Origin of the sequence: Phytobacter sp. MRY16-398 (assembly GCF_003925915.1) — a bacterium.
GTDB classification, from domain to species: domain Bacteria; phylum Pseudomonadota; class Gammaproteobacteria; order Enterobacterales; family Enterobacteriaceae; genus Phytobacter; species Phytobacter diazotrophicus.
In genome coordinates this window covers 3,879,512-3,894,188 of the sequence record NZ_AP018756.1, presented here as the reverse complement: position 1 = coordinate 3,894,188, position 14,677 = coordinate 3,879,512, and the positions used below count along the sequence as shown (strand labels likewise).

20 protein-coding genes are annotated in these 14,677 nt (G+C 53.2%); all 20 read left to right on the top strand.

The annotated features are described in order from the left end of the window. Positions 1–42 precede the first annotated feature (42 nt). The 20 genes from MRY16398_RS19215 (at position 43) to MRY16398_RS19130 (ending at position 14,677) form a co-directional block, all read left to right on the top strand. Positions 43–801 carry a hypothetical protein gene (locus MRY16398_RS19215; RefSeq protein WP_107224314.1) on the top strand — a complete coding sequence of 253 codons (759 nt, stop codon included), beginning with the start codon at positions 43–45 and terminating at the stop codon, positions 799–801. After that, the gene (locus MRY16398_RS19210) at positions 801–1,148 is read left to right on the top strand and encodes an HNH endonuclease (protein ID WP_075203689.1); all 348 of its coding nucleotides are present in this window, start codon (positions 801–803) and stop codon (positions 1,146–1,148) included. Before MRY16398_RS19215 ends, MRY16398_RS19210 begins: the two co-directional genes overlap by 1 nt. Beyond that, positions 1,078–1,317 (top strand): hypothetical protein, encoded by a 240-nt coding sequence (locus tag MRY16398_RS30685; RefSeq protein WP_172600611.1) that lies wholly within the window; start codon positions 1,078–1,080, stop codon positions 1,315–1,317. Before MRY16398_RS19210 ends, MRY16398_RS30685 begins: the two co-directional genes overlap by 71 nt. A gap of 15 nt (positions 1,318–1,332) precedes the next feature. Continuing rightward, the gene (locus MRY16398_RS19205) at positions 1,333–1,806 is read left to right on the top strand and encodes a phage terminase small subunit P27 family (RefSeq protein ID WP_107224315.1); all 474 of its coding nucleotides are present in this window, start codon (positions 1,333–1,335) and stop codon (positions 1,804–1,806) included. Further along, the gene (locus tag MRY16398_RS19200; RefSeq protein WP_107224316.1) at positions 1,806–3,563 is read left to right on the top strand and encodes a terminase large subunit; all 1,758 of its coding nucleotides are present in this window, start codon (positions 1,806–1,808) and stop codon (positions 3,561–3,563) included. Before MRY16398_RS19205 ends, MRY16398_RS19200 begins: the two co-directional genes overlap by 1 nt. Continuing rightward, a complete protein-coding gene (locus tag MRY16398_RS30680) occupies positions 3,560–3,721 on the top strand; it encodes a hypothetical protein (protein WP_165158537.1) in 162 nt (53 codons plus the stop codon). The genes MRY16398_RS19200 and MRY16398_RS30680 overlap by 4 nt, the downstream gene beginning before the upstream one ends. Then, on the top strand, positions 3,711–4,937 hold the full coding sequence (locus MRY16398_RS19195) for a phage portal protein (protein ID WP_125125020.1): 1,227 nt from the start codon (positions 3,711–3,713) through the stop codon (positions 4,935–4,937). Before MRY16398_RS30680 ends, MRY16398_RS19195 begins: the two co-directional genes overlap by 11 nt. Then, positions 4,930–5,529 carry an HK97 family phage prohead protease gene (locus tag MRY16398_RS19190; protein WP_071196294.1) on the top strand — a complete coding sequence of 200 codons (600 nt, stop codon included), beginning with the start codon at positions 4,930–4,932 and terminating at the stop codon, positions 5,527–5,529. Before MRY16398_RS19195 ends, MRY16398_RS19190 begins: the two co-directional genes overlap by 8 nt. 12 nt (positions 5,530–5,541) lie before the next feature. Then, positions 5,542–6,768, top strand: a complete 1,227-nt coding sequence (locus tag MRY16398_RS19185; RefSeq protein ID WP_125125019.1) for a phage major capsid protein — start codon at positions 5,542–5,544, stop codon at positions 6,766–6,768. A gap of 74 nt (positions 6,769–6,842) precedes the next feature. After that, positions 6,843–7,160 carry a head-tail connector protein gene (locus tag MRY16398_RS19180; protein WP_107224319.1) on the top strand — a complete coding sequence of 106 codons (318 nt, stop codon included), beginning with the start codon at positions 6,843–6,845 and terminating at the stop codon, positions 7,158–7,160. Positions 7,161–7,168: 8 nt separating this feature from the next. Continuing rightward, a complete protein-coding gene (locus tag MRY16398_RS19175) occupies positions 7,169–7,507 on the top strand; it encodes a phage head closure protein (protein WP_107224320.1) in 339 nt (112 codons plus the stop codon). Then, the gene (locus MRY16398_RS19170) at positions 7,504–7,950 is read left to right on the top strand and encodes an HK97-gp10 family putative phage morphogenesis protein (RefSeq protein WP_107224321.1); all 447 of its coding nucleotides are present in this window, start codon (positions 7,504–7,506) and stop codon (positions 7,948–7,950) included. The genes MRY16398_RS19175 and MRY16398_RS19170 overlap by 4 nt, the downstream gene beginning before the upstream one ends. Next, complete coding sequence (gene gp17 / locus MRY16398_RS19165) at positions 7,947–8,294, top strand: tail completion protein gp17 (RefSeq protein WP_107224322.1); 348 nt, start codon at positions 7,947–7,949, stop codon at positions 8,292–8,294. Before MRY16398_RS19170 ends, gp17 begins: the two co-directional genes overlap by 4 nt. 62 nt (positions 8,295–8,356) lie before the next feature. Continuing rightward, positions 8,357–8,827 (top strand): phage tail tube protein, encoded by a 471-nt coding sequence (locus tag MRY16398_RS19160; protein WP_107224829.1) that lies wholly within the window; start codon positions 8,357–8,359, stop codon positions 8,825–8,827. A 50-nt stretch (positions 8,828–8,877) separates the two neighbouring features. Further along, positions 8,878–9,258 (top strand): phage tail assembly chaperone, encoded by a 381-nt coding sequence (locus tag MRY16398_RS19155; protein ID WP_125125018.1) that lies wholly within the window; start codon positions 8,878–8,880, stop codon positions 9,256–9,258. Positions 9,259–9,281: 23 nt separating this feature from the next. Beyond that, positions 9,282–9,548 carry a phage tail assembly protein T gene (locus MRY16398_RS19150; RefSeq protein WP_107224703.1) on the top strand — a complete coding sequence of 89 codons (267 nt, stop codon included), beginning with the start codon at positions 9,282–9,284 and terminating at the stop codon, positions 9,546–9,548. 36 nt (positions 9,549–9,584) lie between these two features. Next, positions 9,585–10,148 (top strand): hypothetical protein, encoded by a 564-nt coding sequence (locus MRY16398_RS31020; protein WP_232034352.1) that lies wholly within the window; start codon positions 9,585–9,587, stop codon positions 10,146–10,148. A gap of 58 nt (positions 10,149–10,206) precedes the next feature. After that, positions 10,207–13,587 (top strand): phage tail tape measure protein, encoded by a 3,381-nt coding sequence (locus MRY16398_RS19140; protein WP_125125017.1) that lies wholly within the window; start codon positions 10,207–10,209, stop codon positions 13,585–13,587. Continuing rightward, the gene (locus MRY16398_RS19135) at positions 13,587–13,925 is read left to right on the top strand and encodes a phage tail protein (protein ID WP_110296711.1); all 339 of its coding nucleotides are present in this window, start codon (positions 13,587–13,589) and stop codon (positions 13,923–13,925) included. Before MRY16398_RS19140 ends, MRY16398_RS19135 begins: the two co-directional genes overlap by 1 nt. Beyond that, a complete protein-coding gene (locus MRY16398_RS19130; protein WP_125125016.1) occupies positions 13,922–14,677 on the top strand; it encodes a phage minor tail protein L in 756 nt (251 codons plus the stop codon). The genes MRY16398_RS19135 and MRY16398_RS19130 overlap by 4 nt, the downstream gene beginning before the upstream one ends.

The window sequence follows — 14,677 nt, the reverse complement described above, 5'->3', positions numbered from 1 at the left end:
GGTCTTCCCGTGCGACAGGCTCACATCTAAAAGGAAACAAACATGAACTGCCAGATTAAAAAAGTGATCGTCAGCATTTCATCGCTTGGCTCTAAGCTTTCCGGTGAGCACCTTACTGTTCACGTGTACGCCAGCAATGAAGCTGAAAAGTTGTTGGTTGGCCGCCTGGATTTTGTGGGCAAAACAGATTCAGTTTTCAAACGTTCTCTGAATGTGATTTGTCCTGATGGGTTTGAACTCTCGGCCATTGCCGTGGATGAACTCGGCGTGCCACATCCATTTAACGATAGTTGGGGCATTACTGTCGCTGATGATTTGCATTATCCGCGTGGTGGGTTTCTTACGCCTGAAAAGGCTATGAGCAAAGAACTATCCGGTGATGCTGACGCCAGCATTAGTACTATCCACTTAGCTACCTCTTGTACTGGAATTAACCCGTTATCAACTGCGATTAAACTTTCTGATGAGATGCGAGATGCTGTTATTGCCGCCGTTCGTGACAGCGGCCAGTTCGTTGAGAAACCAACTGGCGACGAGCAGCAGTCAGTGGTGTTCAGGGCTGACCGTTTCAAAGTGACGGTTGAGGTAAATGACAGCGGTGAACCCACCATCCAGCGGCAAATCCAGCAGGCTGCTAACGCTGTTATTGAAGCGACAAAAGCAGCACTAACCAGACAAGATGCGGCGATGGCGGATCTGGCTTCCGCTCAGGCTGCTATTACGGAACACATTAACCAGGTTGTGAATAATGCCCTTGCCAATGCTCTTAAGCCTGGTGGTGTGCTGTATGGGCTGCGCTGATGCCCGCGCTAATACCGCGAGCGTGCCGAAAGCGTGGATGCCCAGGCACTACCACGGACCGCTCAGGCTACTGCGATAAGCACCGCAACGAAGGCTGGGAGCAGCACCAGCAGGGCAGGAGCAGACATCAGCGAGGATATGGCAGCAAGTGGGAGATTCGCCGCACTCGCATCCTGAGCCGCGATAACCACCTGTGCCAGTCATGCCTCAAAGAGGGTCGCGCTGTGGCTGCTGTGACCGTCGACCATATCAAGCCGAAGGCACAAGGGGGTACCGATGATGACGCCAACCTGCAAAGCCTTTGCTGGCCTTGCCACCGCAGGAAAACGGCCACCGAAAAGCAATAGTGAAATCATTTCAAATGCAATCATTTCGATGTTAATGATAACGATTATCATCATGGTGGGGGGGGGATCAAATCCCTACAGCCGCGCGCCCCAGGGACCGACGCCTGACCTTTCTTCACATCGCCGCAGGTTACAAAACTTTTTTTGGGGATCCCCAGCCGATCATTAATAGGAGTTTTCGATTATGTCTGGACCACCGAAAACCCCGAGCCATCTGCGTTTGGTGAGGGGTAACCCATCCAAGCGCCCGATCAACAAAGATGAGCCAAAACCCCCAAAAGGGGTTCCCCCAACTCCGAAGCATTTCGATAAACAGGCGAAGTACTGGTTTAAGAGAATGGCCGAGGAACTGGATGCTGTCGGCGTCATTTCTCAACTCGACGCACGGGCGCTTGAACTGCTGGTGGAGGCATATACCGAATACCGCCACCACTGCGACGCTCTGGAGATCGAGGGATATACGTACCGGACTGAAACACAAACTGGAGATGTGCTAATTAAGGCTCACCCGGCGGCAATTATGAAAGCGGACGCATGGAAACGGCTTCGCGCCATGCTTGCTGAGTTTGGTATGACCCCCGCCAGCCGTTCAAAAGTCAGCATTAATAAGCCTGATGCGGTTGACCCGCTGGCAGAGTTCATGAAAGCGAGGGATTAATGGCTAAGGTTGCAGAAGGCATACGCTACGCCGAACGGGTTGTAGCGCGGGAAATTGTTGCCTGTGAATATGTGCGCCTGGCCTGTCAGCGTTTTCTTGATGATCTGGCGCATGGTGAGGAGCGGGGCATTTTTTTCAGCGAGGCGCGCGCGCAGCACATCCTCAATTTTTATAAATTTGTGCCTCACGTTAAGGGGGCACTGGCAGGCCAGCCGATAGAATTAATGGACTGGCATGTTTTCATTCTGATTAACATCTTCGGCTTTGTTATTCCCCTGGTGAATGAAGCGACCGGGGAAGTGGTTCTGCGTAACGATGGCAGCGGACGCCCGGTAATGGTTCGCCGCTTCCGGACCGCTTATAACGAAGTGGCCCGAAAAAACGCAAAATCTACGCTTTCCTCTGGTGTTGGCCTCTATATGGCCGGGGCTGATGGCGAAGGGGGCGCAGAGGTCTATTCAGCGGCGACCACCCGCGATCAGGCTCGTATTGTTTTCGAAGACGCCAAAAACATGGTGAAAAAGGCGAAAGCGACACTGGGCCGACTGTTCGAATTCAATAAGCTGGCGATTTACCAGGAGCAAAGCTCATCCAAGTTTGAACCGTTATCGTCTGACGCCAACAATCTCGACGGCCTGAATATTCACTGCGGCATTGTCGATGAGTTGCACGCACACAAAACGCGTGATGTGTGGGACGTTCTGGAGACAGCAACAGGTGCGCGCCTGCAGTCGCTTTTGTTTGGCATCACAACCGCCGGATTTAATAAAGAGGGCATCTGTTACGAGCTGCGCGACTACGCCATAAAGGTTCTGCAGGGCTACAACAGCAAGGTTGAAGGTGCTGTTAAAGATGACAGCTTTTTTGCCATCATTTTCACTCTTGATAAAGGCGATGATCCGTTTGATGAAACGGTCTGGCAAAAAGCCAATCCCGGCCTGGGCATCTGTAAACGGTGGGATGATCTGCGCCGCCTGGCGAAAAAAGCGAAAGAGCAGGTTTCCGCGCGCGTTAATTTCTTCACAAAGCATATGAATATCTGGGTGACCGCTGAATCAGCCTGGATGGACATGATGAAGTGGGAGGCTTGTGAAGACATCGCGCCCGTTCATGAGCTGAAAACCTACCCGATGTGGGTTGGCGTGGATTTGGCCCATAAAATCGATATCTGCGCAGCCGCGAAGATATGGCGTGCCGATAACGGCCACCTGCATGCGGACTTTAAATTCTGGCTACCCGAAGGGCGTTTAGAAAAATGCTCTGAACAAATGGCGCAGATGTACCGGGGGTGGGCCATGCTCGGAAAGTTAGAACTGACCGACGGTGACGTAATCGACCACCATCAGATTAAAGCTGATTTGCTCGACTGGATAGGCGGGCAAAGCCTGAAAGAGGTCGGTTTTGACCCCTGGAGTGCCACACAATTCAGCCTGGCGCTGGCCGAAGAAGGGATCCCGCTGGTGGAGGTGCCTCAGACGGTTCGCAACTTCTCGGAAGCCATGAAAGAGGTGGAAGCGCTGGTGTACGGGGGAAGATTCCACCATTCCAATCATCCGGTGATGAACTGGATGATGTCGAACGTGACCGTTAAGCCCGACAAAAACGACAACATTTTCCCTAACAAATCCACTCCGGAAGCAAAAATCGATGGCCCTGCAGCGCTGTTTACCGGGATGAGCCGCGTGCTTGTGAACGGTGGCGATGCTCCCGACTTCCTTTCCACTCTCGACCCGGATGACGACCTGCTAATCCTATGAAATCTCTGATTATCGATATTATCGGGCTGTCCGGTTTCGGGCTGCTCACGGGCGGGGTTTACCTGCAATTTGGGCTGGCCCCTGCGTTGATGTTTTCTGGTGGGTTGCTGCTTACAGGGGCGCTGCTGACAGCAAAAGGGGGCAAGCGTGTTACTTGATGCCATTTTCCGCAGTGAACCGCTCGAAAACCCCGCCACGCCGCTGACAGGTGAGACCGCCGACGCTGACAGCAGCCTGGGGCGTGATATTTACGTCAGCCCGGTGACCGCAATGAAGCTGGCAGCGGTGTATTCCTGTATTTATGTGATCGCATCCAATCTTGCGCAAATGCCGTTACACGTCATGCGAAAGAACGGGAATGCGGTTGCCCCGGCGCGCGACCATCCGGTGTTTTACCTGCTGCATGATGAGCCAAACATCTGGCAGACCAGCTATAAATGGCGCGAACTCACGCAGCGGCATGTGCTGGGCTGGGGGAATGGTTATGGCTGGGTGAAGCGCTCCCGTCGCGGAGAGGTACAGTCGATTGAAAACCCGATGCCCTGGGAAACCACCTTACTGAATACCGGCGGTCGCTACACCTACGGGGTTTATAACGAAGAAGGATCATTTGCTATCAGTCCCGACGACATGATTCATGTTCGCGCACTGGGTAACAACCAGAAAATGGGCCTGTCACCGATCATGCAACACGCAGAAACCATCGGTATGGGGATGAGTGGTCAGCAGTACACCAGTTCATTTTTTAACGGCAACGCACGACCTGCCGGGATCATCTCCGTGAAAAGCGACCTGAATGAAGAAAGCTGGTCGCGGCTTAAAAAGGTGTGGCAAAAAGCGGTAGCGGCTTTACGCAGCCAGGAAAACAAAACGATGTTGCTCCCGGCGCAACTGGATTACAAAGCGTTGACGGTTTCCCCGGTCGATGCACAGATCATCGATATGTCCAAACTGAACCGTTCAATGATTGCCGGGATTTTCAACGTCCCGGCACACATGATTAACGACCTGGAAAAAGCCACGTTCAGCAATATCACTCAGCAGGCCATTCAGTTTGTCCGCTATACGATGATGCCGTGGGTGACTAACTGGGAGCAGGAGTTAAACCGACGCCTGTTTACCCGCGCCGAACGTGCCGCCGGGTATTACGTCCGCTTCAATCTTACGGGGCTGTTGCGCGGTACGCCGCAGGAGCGAGCCCAGTTCTATCACTTTGCCATCACCGATGGCTGGATGAGCCGCAATGAGGCGCGCGCCTTTGAGGATATGAACCCGGTTGACGGGCTGGATGAAATGCTGGTCAGCGTGAATGCCGCAAATCCTGCCGGCGATTTTAAACCCGATAAAACAACAGAGGATAAAACCGATGAATGACCGTGAATTACGGTGTTACAGCGGCGAGGTTCGGGCAGAACAGCAGAGCGATCAGCCCACGCGGATCATCGGTTACGGTTCCGTGTTCAATTCCCGTTCCGAGCCACTCTGGGGCTTTCGCGAAATCATCAAGCCCGGTGCGTTTGATGACGTTCTGACAAACGACGTTCGCGGACTGTTTAACCATGACCCGAATTTCATTCTTGGGCGCAGCGCGGCGGGTACGTTATCGCTGAGCGTGGATGAACGCGGCCTGCAATACAACATTCTGGCACCGGATACGCAAACCATTCGCGATCTGGTCATTGCGCCGATGGTACGGGGTGATATCAGCCAGTCTTCGTTTGCGTTCCAGGTGGCCCGTGATGGTGACGACTGGTACGAGGATGACGAAGGCATTGTTATCCGTGAAATCAGCAAGTTTTCCCGTCTGTACGATGTCTCGCCGGTGACGTATCCGGCATATCAGGATGCTGATTCCGGCGTCCGCTCTATGAAAGCCTGGCAGGAGGCGCGCAACAGCGGTGCGCTAAAGAACGCCATTAACCAACGAATGGCGCGCGAGCGCCTGCTGACCCTTCTTAACGCGTAAGGAAATTATTCTATGGCACTTCATGAACTTAAACAGAAACGTAACACTATCGCAGCAGATATGCGCGCGCTCCACGAAAAGATTGGCGATACCGCCTGGACTGACGAGCAGCGCACGCAGTGGGGCGCGATGAAATCTGAGCTTGACGCGCTGGACGCCCAGATTGCTCGCGAAGAAGAACTTCGCCGCCAGGATCAGACTTATATTGAAGATCAGGAAGGAGAGCAGCGCCAGCAGCAGGGTAACCATGGCGATCCACAGCAACAGGCCAGTGAACGCCGGGCCGCCGCATTTAATGGCTTCCTGCGCCGTGGCGTGGCTGAACTGAGCGCAGAGGAACGTCAGGCATTACGTGAACTGCGTGCGCAGGGCACCAGTCCTGATGAGCAGGGCGGTTATACCGTTCCGACCCAGTTCCAGAACCGCATTGTTGAATCCATGCGGGCCTATGGTGGCATTGCCAGCATTTCGCAAATCCTCACGACGGCCACCGGGCAGGATATCGCCTGGTCAACGTCCGACGGTACGACAGAAGAAGGTGAACTTCTTGCTGAAAATACCGCAGCCAGTGAGGGTGATACCACGTTCGGTACCGCCATTCTGGGTGCAAAAAAACTCTCCTCCAAAATCATCCGTGTGTCCAATGAACTGCTGCAGGATAGCGGTGTGGATATTGAGGCATTTCTTGCGTCACGCATTGCATCCCGTATTGGACGCGGTGAGGCGAAATACCTTGTGCTGGGTACGGGGGCTGGTACGCCGCTGCAGCCGAAGGGGCTGGCAGCATCAGTGACCAATACGGTCAGCACAGCAGCCGCCGCAACTTTTAAATGGACTGAGCTGAACTCCCTTAAACACGCCGTTGATCCGGCATATCGCAATGGTCCTAATGTGCGCTTTGCCTTTAATGATGCGACGCTGCAGGTCATTGAAGAGATGGTGGACGCGCAAAACCGTCCGCTGTGGTTGCCCAGCATCATCGGCGGTGCGCTGGCTACGGTTCTCCAGACGCCATATGTTATCGACCCGGCCATTCCGAATGTTGCAGCGGGCGCTAAGTTCGCTTATTTCGGTGATTTTAACCGCTTCATCATTCGCCGCGTGTCGTATATGACCCTCAAACGCCTGGTGGAGCGTTACGCTGAGTATGACCAGACCGCATTCCTGGCCTTCCATCGCTTTGACTGTGTGCTGGAAGATACCGCAGCGATTAAAGCGCTGGCGGGTAAAGCCGCGTAATCGAACCCCGGAAATGCCTCCACCGCTTCGGCGGTTTTTTTATGCCCGCAGTTCGCTGCGGGCTAAGGAAAATCATGGTTCCTTCACTCAAACAACTGCGGATGCAGTGCCGTATTGATGACGATGACACATCAGGCGACGCTCTTTTAACGCTGATGGCGGCGGCGGCACGAAAGCGTGCGGAAAACTTTATCAACCGTAAGCTGTATGACGTGGTCGTACCTGACACCGATCCTGACGGTCTGGTTATCAGCGAGGACATTTGCCTCGCGCTGATGCTGCTGGTGGGCCACTGGAATGAGAGCCGGGAAGAAGCCACCGAAGTGGCGAAGATGAGCATCCCCTGGGGCTTCGCTTCACTGCTGGAGCCTTATCGCTATATTCCACTTTAGGGGGTTTTATGCAGGCTGGTCGAAATCGTCACCGTGTCACCATACAGAATTCAGTAACAGTCAGATCACCTTCGGGTCAGCCTAAACAGGACTGGCAGGATGGGAAAACTGTATGGGCTGAGGTGAAGGGCATCAGCGGGCGCGAGCTGATGGCCTCCGGTGCAGAAAAAGCCGAAGCCACTGTGCGTGTGTGGCTTCGGTATCGTCAGGATGTTTCTGCAGCGTCTCGCCTTAAAGTGCTGACTGGCCCGTTTCGTGGGCAGTTGCTTGAAGTCTCCGGTCCGCCTGTCCCTGATGAACGAGCCACGCGGCTGGAAGTTCTCTGTAAGCAGGGGGTAAAAGCGTGATTGACCATAAACTGGATTTTTCCGGCCTGCTGGATATCTCCCGTGATATGGAGTTGCTCAGCAAGGCGGAGAACAAAAAGGTTTTGCGTGACGGCACACGCGCAGCCGCAGAAGTGCTGAAAACGGCAATTGTTGAGCGTGCACCTGAACGTACCGGGAAACTGAAACGAAACGTTGTGGTGGTCACGATGCGGGGCCGCAGAAATGCGATCTCATCCGGTGTTCATATCCGCGGTGTTAACCCTGAAACGGGAAACAGCGACAACACCATGAAAGCCAGCAACCGGCGCAACGCGTTTTACTGGCGTTTCGTTGAGTTAGGCACGTCGAACATGCCTGCACATCCCTTTGTGCGGCCTGCGTTTGATACACGTCAGGAAGAGGCGACACGCGCGGCGATCGCCAGGATGAATCAGGCTATAGATGAGGTGCTGTCAAAATGACTGAGGCGACGATTTATGCGCTGATCGGTGCACTGGCAGACGGTCAGGTTTATCCGTATGTGGTACCGCTGAATGCACAGGGTGAGCCTGCCGTCAGTCCACCCTGGGTTGTCTTCTCGCTGCCGACTGACGCAATGGCCGATGTGCTCTGCGGGCAGGCTGAATCCACTGTTTCGTTTCAGGTGGATGTGTATTCGCTCGATCTGGATGAGGCCCGCGAAATTCGTGATCAGGCGCTTGCCAGCCTGTCTGTACTTGGGCTGGAAAACATCAATAAGTTTCCACTGTATGAACCGGAGACCCGTCTTCACCGCGCCTCGCTTGAGGCATCTGTGATTGTCTGACCCGTCACGCATCATAAATCCAATAACCCGCTCCGGCGGGTTTTTTTACATCTGGAGCAAACATGACCAGTAAGTATGAAAAAACAAAGGGCACGCAGATCGGTATCTCGAACGCCCCCGTCACAGAAGACGATTTTAAGGCTGCAGGTTTCCCGACGGCAGGCGTGACGTTCCTTGAAGCTGAATGTGCCACGAAGGAGATCAGCTACACAGGCGGCCAGAAAAGTGACATCGATGTCACCACGCTTTGCTCCACCGAGCAGGAGCAGACCAACGGCCTCGCGGCGCCGGCAGAAATGTCCATTTCCCGTAACTGGGTGGGTGATGAAGCCGCGCAACTGGCGCTGCAGACGGCATATGAAAATGACGAGCTGCGGGCGCTTAAAGTCGTTTTCCCCTCCGGTAACGGTTTTTATGTACTGGTTGAGGTCCGTCAGAGTAGCTGGTCTGCAGCGACATCCCAGGTCGTTGGCGCAACCTATTCGCTTCGCGTGAAAGGCAAGCCGAAACGCATTGTAGCCTCCGGTTCTTAAGCGCCTGCGGGCGCTTTTCCCCTCCATTTGATAACACAGAGAGTATAAAAATGTCCTTACGCGAACTGGCTCTGACACCTAATCTGGCGTTCCGTACAAAAAGCATCACCGTTCCTGAATGGAATAACGCAAAAGTCATTCTTCGTGAGCCGTCAGGTGATGCCTGGGTTAAGTTTCGTGAATTTATCGCCCCGCCGGAACTGGGGGAGGGTGAGGAAGCTCCGAAGCTGACTGCTGCGCAGGAATTTATCCGCAATAAAAAAGCGGACACGATCCTCTTCGTTGATGTTCTTCGCGATGAAGCAGGCGAACGTGTTTTTTCTGATGATGATATCGGTACCGTCGCAGAAGTTTATGGACAGGTGCATAAACGTCTCCTGAATGTGGCTCTGGCGCTGGGCGTGGATCAGGATCAGGCCGAAAAAAAGTAAAGCAACCCCTTACATTCTTTCTCATGACGCTGGCGCTCCGGCTGGGGCGCACGCTCCACGAACTGCGCAGTACCCTGACGGCCAGTGAGCTGAAAATGTGGATTGCGTATGACCGGATAAGCCCTGTTGGTGACTGGCGCGGTGATGTTCAGGCCGCCCAGATATCGGCGGCAGCATTCAATGCCCAGGGCGGCAAAGCGAATATGGCTGACCTGCTGCTTAAATGGGGTAGTGAGGGGGACGGCGGAGAAGAAGCCGCTGAGCTTGAAGAATGGATGTCGAAACTCTGATACGATTATTCATGTTTATCCAAAAGGGAAATTGACATGAAAATCTGGTTGAGGGTTATTTGCGGCTTGTTTGTGTTGATAACTTTTATTGTGGCGCTGCGTCAGCCGATCTCTATTATTATTTTGATTGGTGCGCTGTGTATTGCAATAAAGATAAGTAGTAGCTTTAGTGAATCAGCAACAATTGTTTTGATATTAGTTGTGTGTGTGGGTTTTGGGCTTTATCTGAATTCTGTAAGTCCGCTCTTTAACCAAAAGATAGAAACTTCTGGATTCAATCACTCTTACCTAACCGTAACAAAAAAAGATGAGAGTTCAATAAATAGAGAGGTGATAAATGTCCCAAGTGATAAAAATGCGAAATATTATCTGCTCGATAAAAATAATAACGGGTCATTAACCGATATTACGATAGAGCGACATGGTAGTTCAGGTGTAACTTTCTCAAAAAGGTCTTATTCATGTCACACTAATGAAGTTATGTATGTTGGAACAGGTGATACTTTAGATGATATGAAAAATTCAAAGCCTGATAAAGGGATGTCAAAAATAGTCCCTGATTCGATTGCTTATTATATAGGGTTGGCGGCATGTAATTAAGTCTCCAGCTCATAAAGAAGCCTTGCGTGAGCGAGGCTTTTTTTATTGAGGATACGAGATGGCAACTCTACGAGAATTAATAATTAAGGTTTCGGCTGACTCCGGCTCATTTCAGCGAGAAATTGCTCGCGCCTCACGGATGGGGCAGGACTATTACAAAACAATGGAGCAAGGCGGCAAACAGGCTGCCGCCGTCACCCGTGAAACACAACGCTCAATTGCGGCGCTGAATGCTGAGCTGGTCAGCGTTAAATCTACCGCTACGGGCCTTGCTGGGGCGTTTGCAGGGGCATTTGCCACGCATCAACTTATCCAGTATGCCGACACGTGGAACCAGTTAAGCGGGCGTCTGCGCCTGGCTTCCACTGGCGCGGAGGATTTTGCAGCAGCGCAACGCTCGTTAATGGCAATCAGCCAGCGCACAGGCACCTCGTTTGAGGCTAACGCAACCCTTTACGCTCGTATTGCATCTTCCCTACGTGATGCTGGCTACGCGTCAGCCGATGTGGCAAAAGTCACGGAAACGGTCGCCACGTCACTGAAATTGTCCGGCGCGAGCACGGAGGAGGCAAGCTCCGTTATCACGCAGTTGAGTCAGGCACTGGGCTCCGGCGTACTGCGCGGCGAAGAATTCAATGCAATTATGGAGAACGGCGGCCGCCTGGCGAAACTGCTAGCTGACGGTATGAAAACGACCGTTGGCGGGCTGCGCAATATGGCGCAGAACGGGCAACTGACAACGGATAAAATTGTCCCGTTACTGACCAATGTCGAATTACTGCGCAAAGAATTTGAAACGCTACCAGCCTCCATCAGTGGCTCAGCACAGAAAGTCCAGAACAGCTTTATGGCCTGGGTTGGTGGCGCGAATGACGCCCTTGGCGCGTCCACGGCGCTGGCTGGTGCTCTCGATAGTCTGGCGTCAAACCTCGATACAGTGGCTAGCGGGGCGGCAGTTCTGGCCGCTGCCGGTGGTTCTCGCCTGCTTGGTGGTATTCTGTCCGGCGTGACTTCATCCGCAGGTAAGGTGCTGGACGCCAGAAAAGAACAGATTGCCTTAGCTGATGCGCAGGCTTACGCCGCAACACAGGCACAACGCAAAGCACTGGCGAACGCCGGTGCCGCAACGTCTGCCTATAACCTTGCCGTCGCCGAGGCGAATGTAGCCAAAGGCTCTAATGCGTCAGTACTGGCGGCTGATAACGTCATCAAAAAACGCAGCGAAATGATCGCCGCGAATGCTGAGCTTGTTCTCTCAAACCGTGCGGTTACCGCGTCTCAGGAGGCATTAAACCGCGCGACATCCGCTGTGGGCTTACTGCGCAGTGGTGCTAGCGGCTTATTGTCACTGGTCGGTGGCATTCCCGGCGCGTTATTGCTGGGGGCTGGTGCCTGGTACACTATGTACCAGCAGCAGGAACAAGCCCGCCAGTCAGCGCAGGATTATGCGCAGCAAATTGACCTGATTCGACAAAAAACGACCTCAATGTCGCTGGGCGATGCAGACAGTAACAGGGGAAAAACTGTCGATGCGCTGGTTGAGCAAAACCGGCTGATTGATGAGCAGGCCGGGAAAGTGACTGCACTGAAAACGCAGATCGATGATCTGAATTCAGCGCGGAACAAACCAGGCATTACCAGCGAAAATGATGCAAATATCGTTAAGTCGCTCGGAATTCTGACTGACCAGCTAACGGTTGAAGAAAACAAGCTGAACCAGATGCGTGAACGGTCACGCACCATTCAACAGGCACTCAATGATATTGATGTCCGGCGCAATGATCTGATCCGGGAGCAGGCCTGGCGCCAGAACGAAGCGTATCAGTCCCTTATAAGGATGAACGGGGAGCATTCTGAATTTAACCGCCTGCTGAGTCTCGGTAATACCCTGCTGTCTGCCCGTAACGGTCTTGTTCAGGTGCCTCTGGCATTACCGCAGGCACCAGTATCCGATAAGGATGCGAAAGCCCTTCTGAATAAACAGCGTCAGGCTGAACTGGCCGGGTTGACGGGCATTGCTAAGGTCAATCGGCAGGTTGATTTTGATCTGCAGGATATGGGCCGAGACGGTCCGAATAATTCAACCTTTGCGTCTCAATATCGGGCAGCGGCAGAAAAAGACTATAACAACACGCAGAACGTGGCAGCGGCACAAAAAGCAAAAGCAGACGCCACCAGGGAAGCTGAAAAGGCTGACCGTGCTGCGGCGTCTCAGGCTGAACAGTACAGCCGAAAAATGGCTGATCTTTCCGTAGCTATCGAGGTGCAGAAAGTCCGCGCGACTGATGGCGAGAAAGCGGCAGATCTCTACGCCGCCGCGAATCAGGCAGGTACGAAATGGACGGATGAGCAGCGCAAAGCGATCCGTGAGTCCTCAGCAGAGTTAGCCCGCTGGACACAGCGAGCAGAAGAGAACGTGAAGAAACAGCGCGATCAGGCCGAAGCGCTGAAACAACTCACCGAAGCCGCGCGGAAATTTAAGGATGAGGCAACGGCGGCGACGGATACCGCCGGACTGAGCGACAGGCAGCGGCAACGTTTCGACGAGACCCAGCAGGTTGAACGTCAGTTCGATAAAACCGACAAAGGAACAGCCGCTGTCGCAGCACGCTCGGCAGCGTTAACCGAGCTTGATAATAAGTATCGGGCTATTGCCGAATCTGAGGCAGACTGGCGTAATGGTGTATCGCGTGGTTATGAAAACTGGCTACAGAACACGATGGACATCGCCGGGACCGTTTCACAGGGAGTTACTACCACAATGGATAGCGCCATGGATAATGTGGCATCTATGCTGGTTCGTGGTAAAGCGGACTGGAGGTCATGGGGGCTGTCGGCGCTGGAAATGATTTCTAAAGTAGCTTTGCAAATGGCTGTTGTCAGCGCCATGAGTAAATCGTCTGGTACATCAGGCCTGCTTGGCTCTCTTATCGGCGGTATTACCGGGCTAATCGGTGGTGGCGGCACATCTTCGGTTATGTCTTCAACATCTGGCACGGTTGTCACCGGACAAAGTTTCTCCGTACCTACACCTCATCTCGCAAATGCCCTGGGTGGTGTTTACGACTCACCTTCACTCAGTGCATACAGCAATGGTGTTTACAGCACCCCGAAAACATTTGCATTTGCCAAAGGCGCGGGAATTTTCGGAGAAGCAGGCCCAGAAGCCATTATGCCGCTGACTCGTGCTGCTGATGGTTCTCTGGGTGTTCGTGCTGTCAATTCAGGTGTAAATAACGTTCAGACAGCTAGCGGTTCGCCGCAGGTTTATATCACCATCGAAGGTAATGGCAATACCAGCGTTCAGACGGATGGCGGTATGACAGAACAATTCGGCAAGGAGATTGGGAGCTATGTTGAGCGACGTTATCGCGAACTGATGGCGCGTGATATTTCCCCAGGCGGTGCCGTATGGAATCTGGCTAAAGGAGGTCGTTAATGGCTATCGAAACATTTACCTGGTGCCCGCGCATCAACCCGGAGCAGGAAGTCAGTTTCCGAACACGCAAAGCACAGTTTGGCGATGGTTATGCGCAGGTTTCCGGCGATGGACTCAATCCGCGCTCGCAAAAGTGGACTCTGGAGTTTACGGGGAACGAAACCTATATCACTGCGATAAAAGCCTTTCTGGACAGGCATGGTGGGGTGAAAGCATTTCAGTGGACGCCGCCGCTTGAACCGTTGGGCTTATACCGTTGTGCAGGCTATAAGCCCACGCCACTGGGCAACAAAAAATATAACCTTTCCGTGACTTTTGAGCAGGCGTTTGCACCATGAGTTTAAACAACGATTATCAGAAACTGGAACCGGGTAACGCCGTTCGGTTGTTTGAGGTGGACGGTACCGCGTTTGGCGTTGGCGGGGTTTTGAGGTTTCATAATCACAATATTCCCCATACAGAAGCGGAAATAACCACTGCTGGTGGGGATGAGTCAAAACTTCCGGCAAAATCCATCTGGTGGCAGGGCTTTGAGTATTCGGCATGGCCCTGCCAGATTGATGGCCTTGAAAAATCGACTACCGGCAGTGGTGCCACGCCAAAACTGACCGTGGCGAACCTTGACGGCTCCATCACGGCGCTTTGCCTTGCATACGATGATCTGTTGAAAGCGACGGTCACGATACACGACACGCTGGCGCAGTATCTGGATGCGCGTAATTTCCCTTCCGGCAATGCCACTGCAGATCCCACTCAGGAAACATTGCAGGTCTGGTATATCGACGGGAAAAATACAGAAACGTCAGAGGCTATCGAGTTTCGGTTAACCAGCCCGATGGACCTGCAGGGTTTACTGATCCCGACCCGTCAGCTTCATTCGCTTTGCTCCTGGTGTATTCGTGGTAAGTACCGCAGCGGTGATGGCTGTGACTATGCAGGCACGAACTACTTCGATAAAAACAACAACCCGGTGGCAGATCCTTCACTGGACCAGTGCAACGGCACCCTGACCGCCTGCAAACTTCGGTTCGGGGAAAATAACGAACTTTCCTTTGGTGGATTCCCCGGCACGTCACTCATCAGGAGCTGA

Bases quoted from the DNA above. Each gene is read 5' to 3' on its own strand.
- MRY16398_RS19210 (WP_075203689.1), top strand. From the start codon at position 801: ATGCCCGCGCTAATACCGCGAGCGTGCCGAAAGCGTGGATGCCCAGGC.
- MRY16398_RS19200 (WP_107224316.1), top strand. From the start codon at position 1,806: ATGGCTAAGGTTGCAGAAGGCATACGCTACGCCGAACGGGTTGTAGCG.
- MRY16398_RS19185 (WP_125125019.1), top strand. From the start codon at position 5,542: ATGGCACTTCATGAACTTAAACAGAAACGTAACACTATCGCAGCAGAT.
- MRY16398_RS19205 (WP_107224315.1), top strand. From the start codon at position 1,333: ATGTCTGGACCACCGAAAACCCCGAGCCATCTGCGTTTGGTGAGGGGT.
- MRY16398_RS19150 (WP_107224703.1), top strand. From the start codon at position 9,282: ATGACGCTGGCGCTCCGGCTGGGGCGCACGCTCCACGAACTGCGCAGT.
- MRY16398_RS19180 (WP_107224319.1), top strand. From the start codon at position 6,843: ATGGTTCCTTCACTCAAACAACTGCGGATGCAGTGCCGTATTGATGAC.
- MRY16398_RS19130 (WP_125125016.1), top strand. From the start codon at position 13,922: ATGAGTTTAAACAACGATTATCAGAAACTGGAACCGGGTAACGCCGTT.
- MRY16398_RS19140 (WP_125125017.1), top strand. From the start codon at position 10,207: ATGGCAACTCTACGAGAATTAATAATTAAGGTTTCGGCTGACTCCGGC.
- MRY16398_RS19160 (WP_107224829.1), top strand. From the start codon at position 8,357: ATGACCAGTAAGTATGAAAAAACAAAGGGCACGCAGATCGGTATCTCG.
- gp17 (WP_107224322.1), top strand. From the start codon at position 7,947: ATGACTGAGGCGACGATTTATGCGCTGATCGGTGCACTGGCAGACGGT.
- MRY16398_RS19175 (WP_107224320.1), top strand. From the start codon at position 7,169: ATGCAGGCTGGTCGAAATCGTCACCGTGTCACCATACAGAATTCAGTA.
- MRY16398_RS19215 (WP_107224314.1), top strand. From the start codon at position 43: ATGAACTGCCAGATTAAAAAAGTGATCGTCAGCATTTCATCGCTTGGC.
- MRY16398_RS30680 (WP_165158537.1), top strand. From the start codon at position 3,560: ATGAAATCTCTGATTATCGATATTATCGGGCTGTCCGGTTTCGGGCTG.
- MRY16398_RS30685 (WP_172600611.1), top strand. From the start codon at position 1,078: ATGATGACGCCAACCTGCAAAGCCTTTGCTGGCCTTGCCACCGCAGGA.
- MRY16398_RS19135 (WP_110296711.1), top strand. From the start codon at position 13,587: ATGGCTATCGAAACATTTACCTGGTGCCCGCGCATCAACCCGGAGCAG.
- MRY16398_RS19155 (WP_125125018.1), top strand. From the start codon at position 8,878: ATGTCCTTACGCGAACTGGCTCTGACACCTAATCTGGCGTTCCGTACA.
- MRY16398_RS31020 (WP_232034352.1), top strand. From the start codon at position 9,585: ATGAAAATCTGGTTGAGGGTTATTTGCGGCTTGTTTGTGTTGATAACT.
- MRY16398_RS19190 (WP_071196294.1), top strand. From the start codon at position 4,930: ATGAATGACCGTGAATTACGGTGTTACAGCGGCGAGGTTCGGGCAGAA.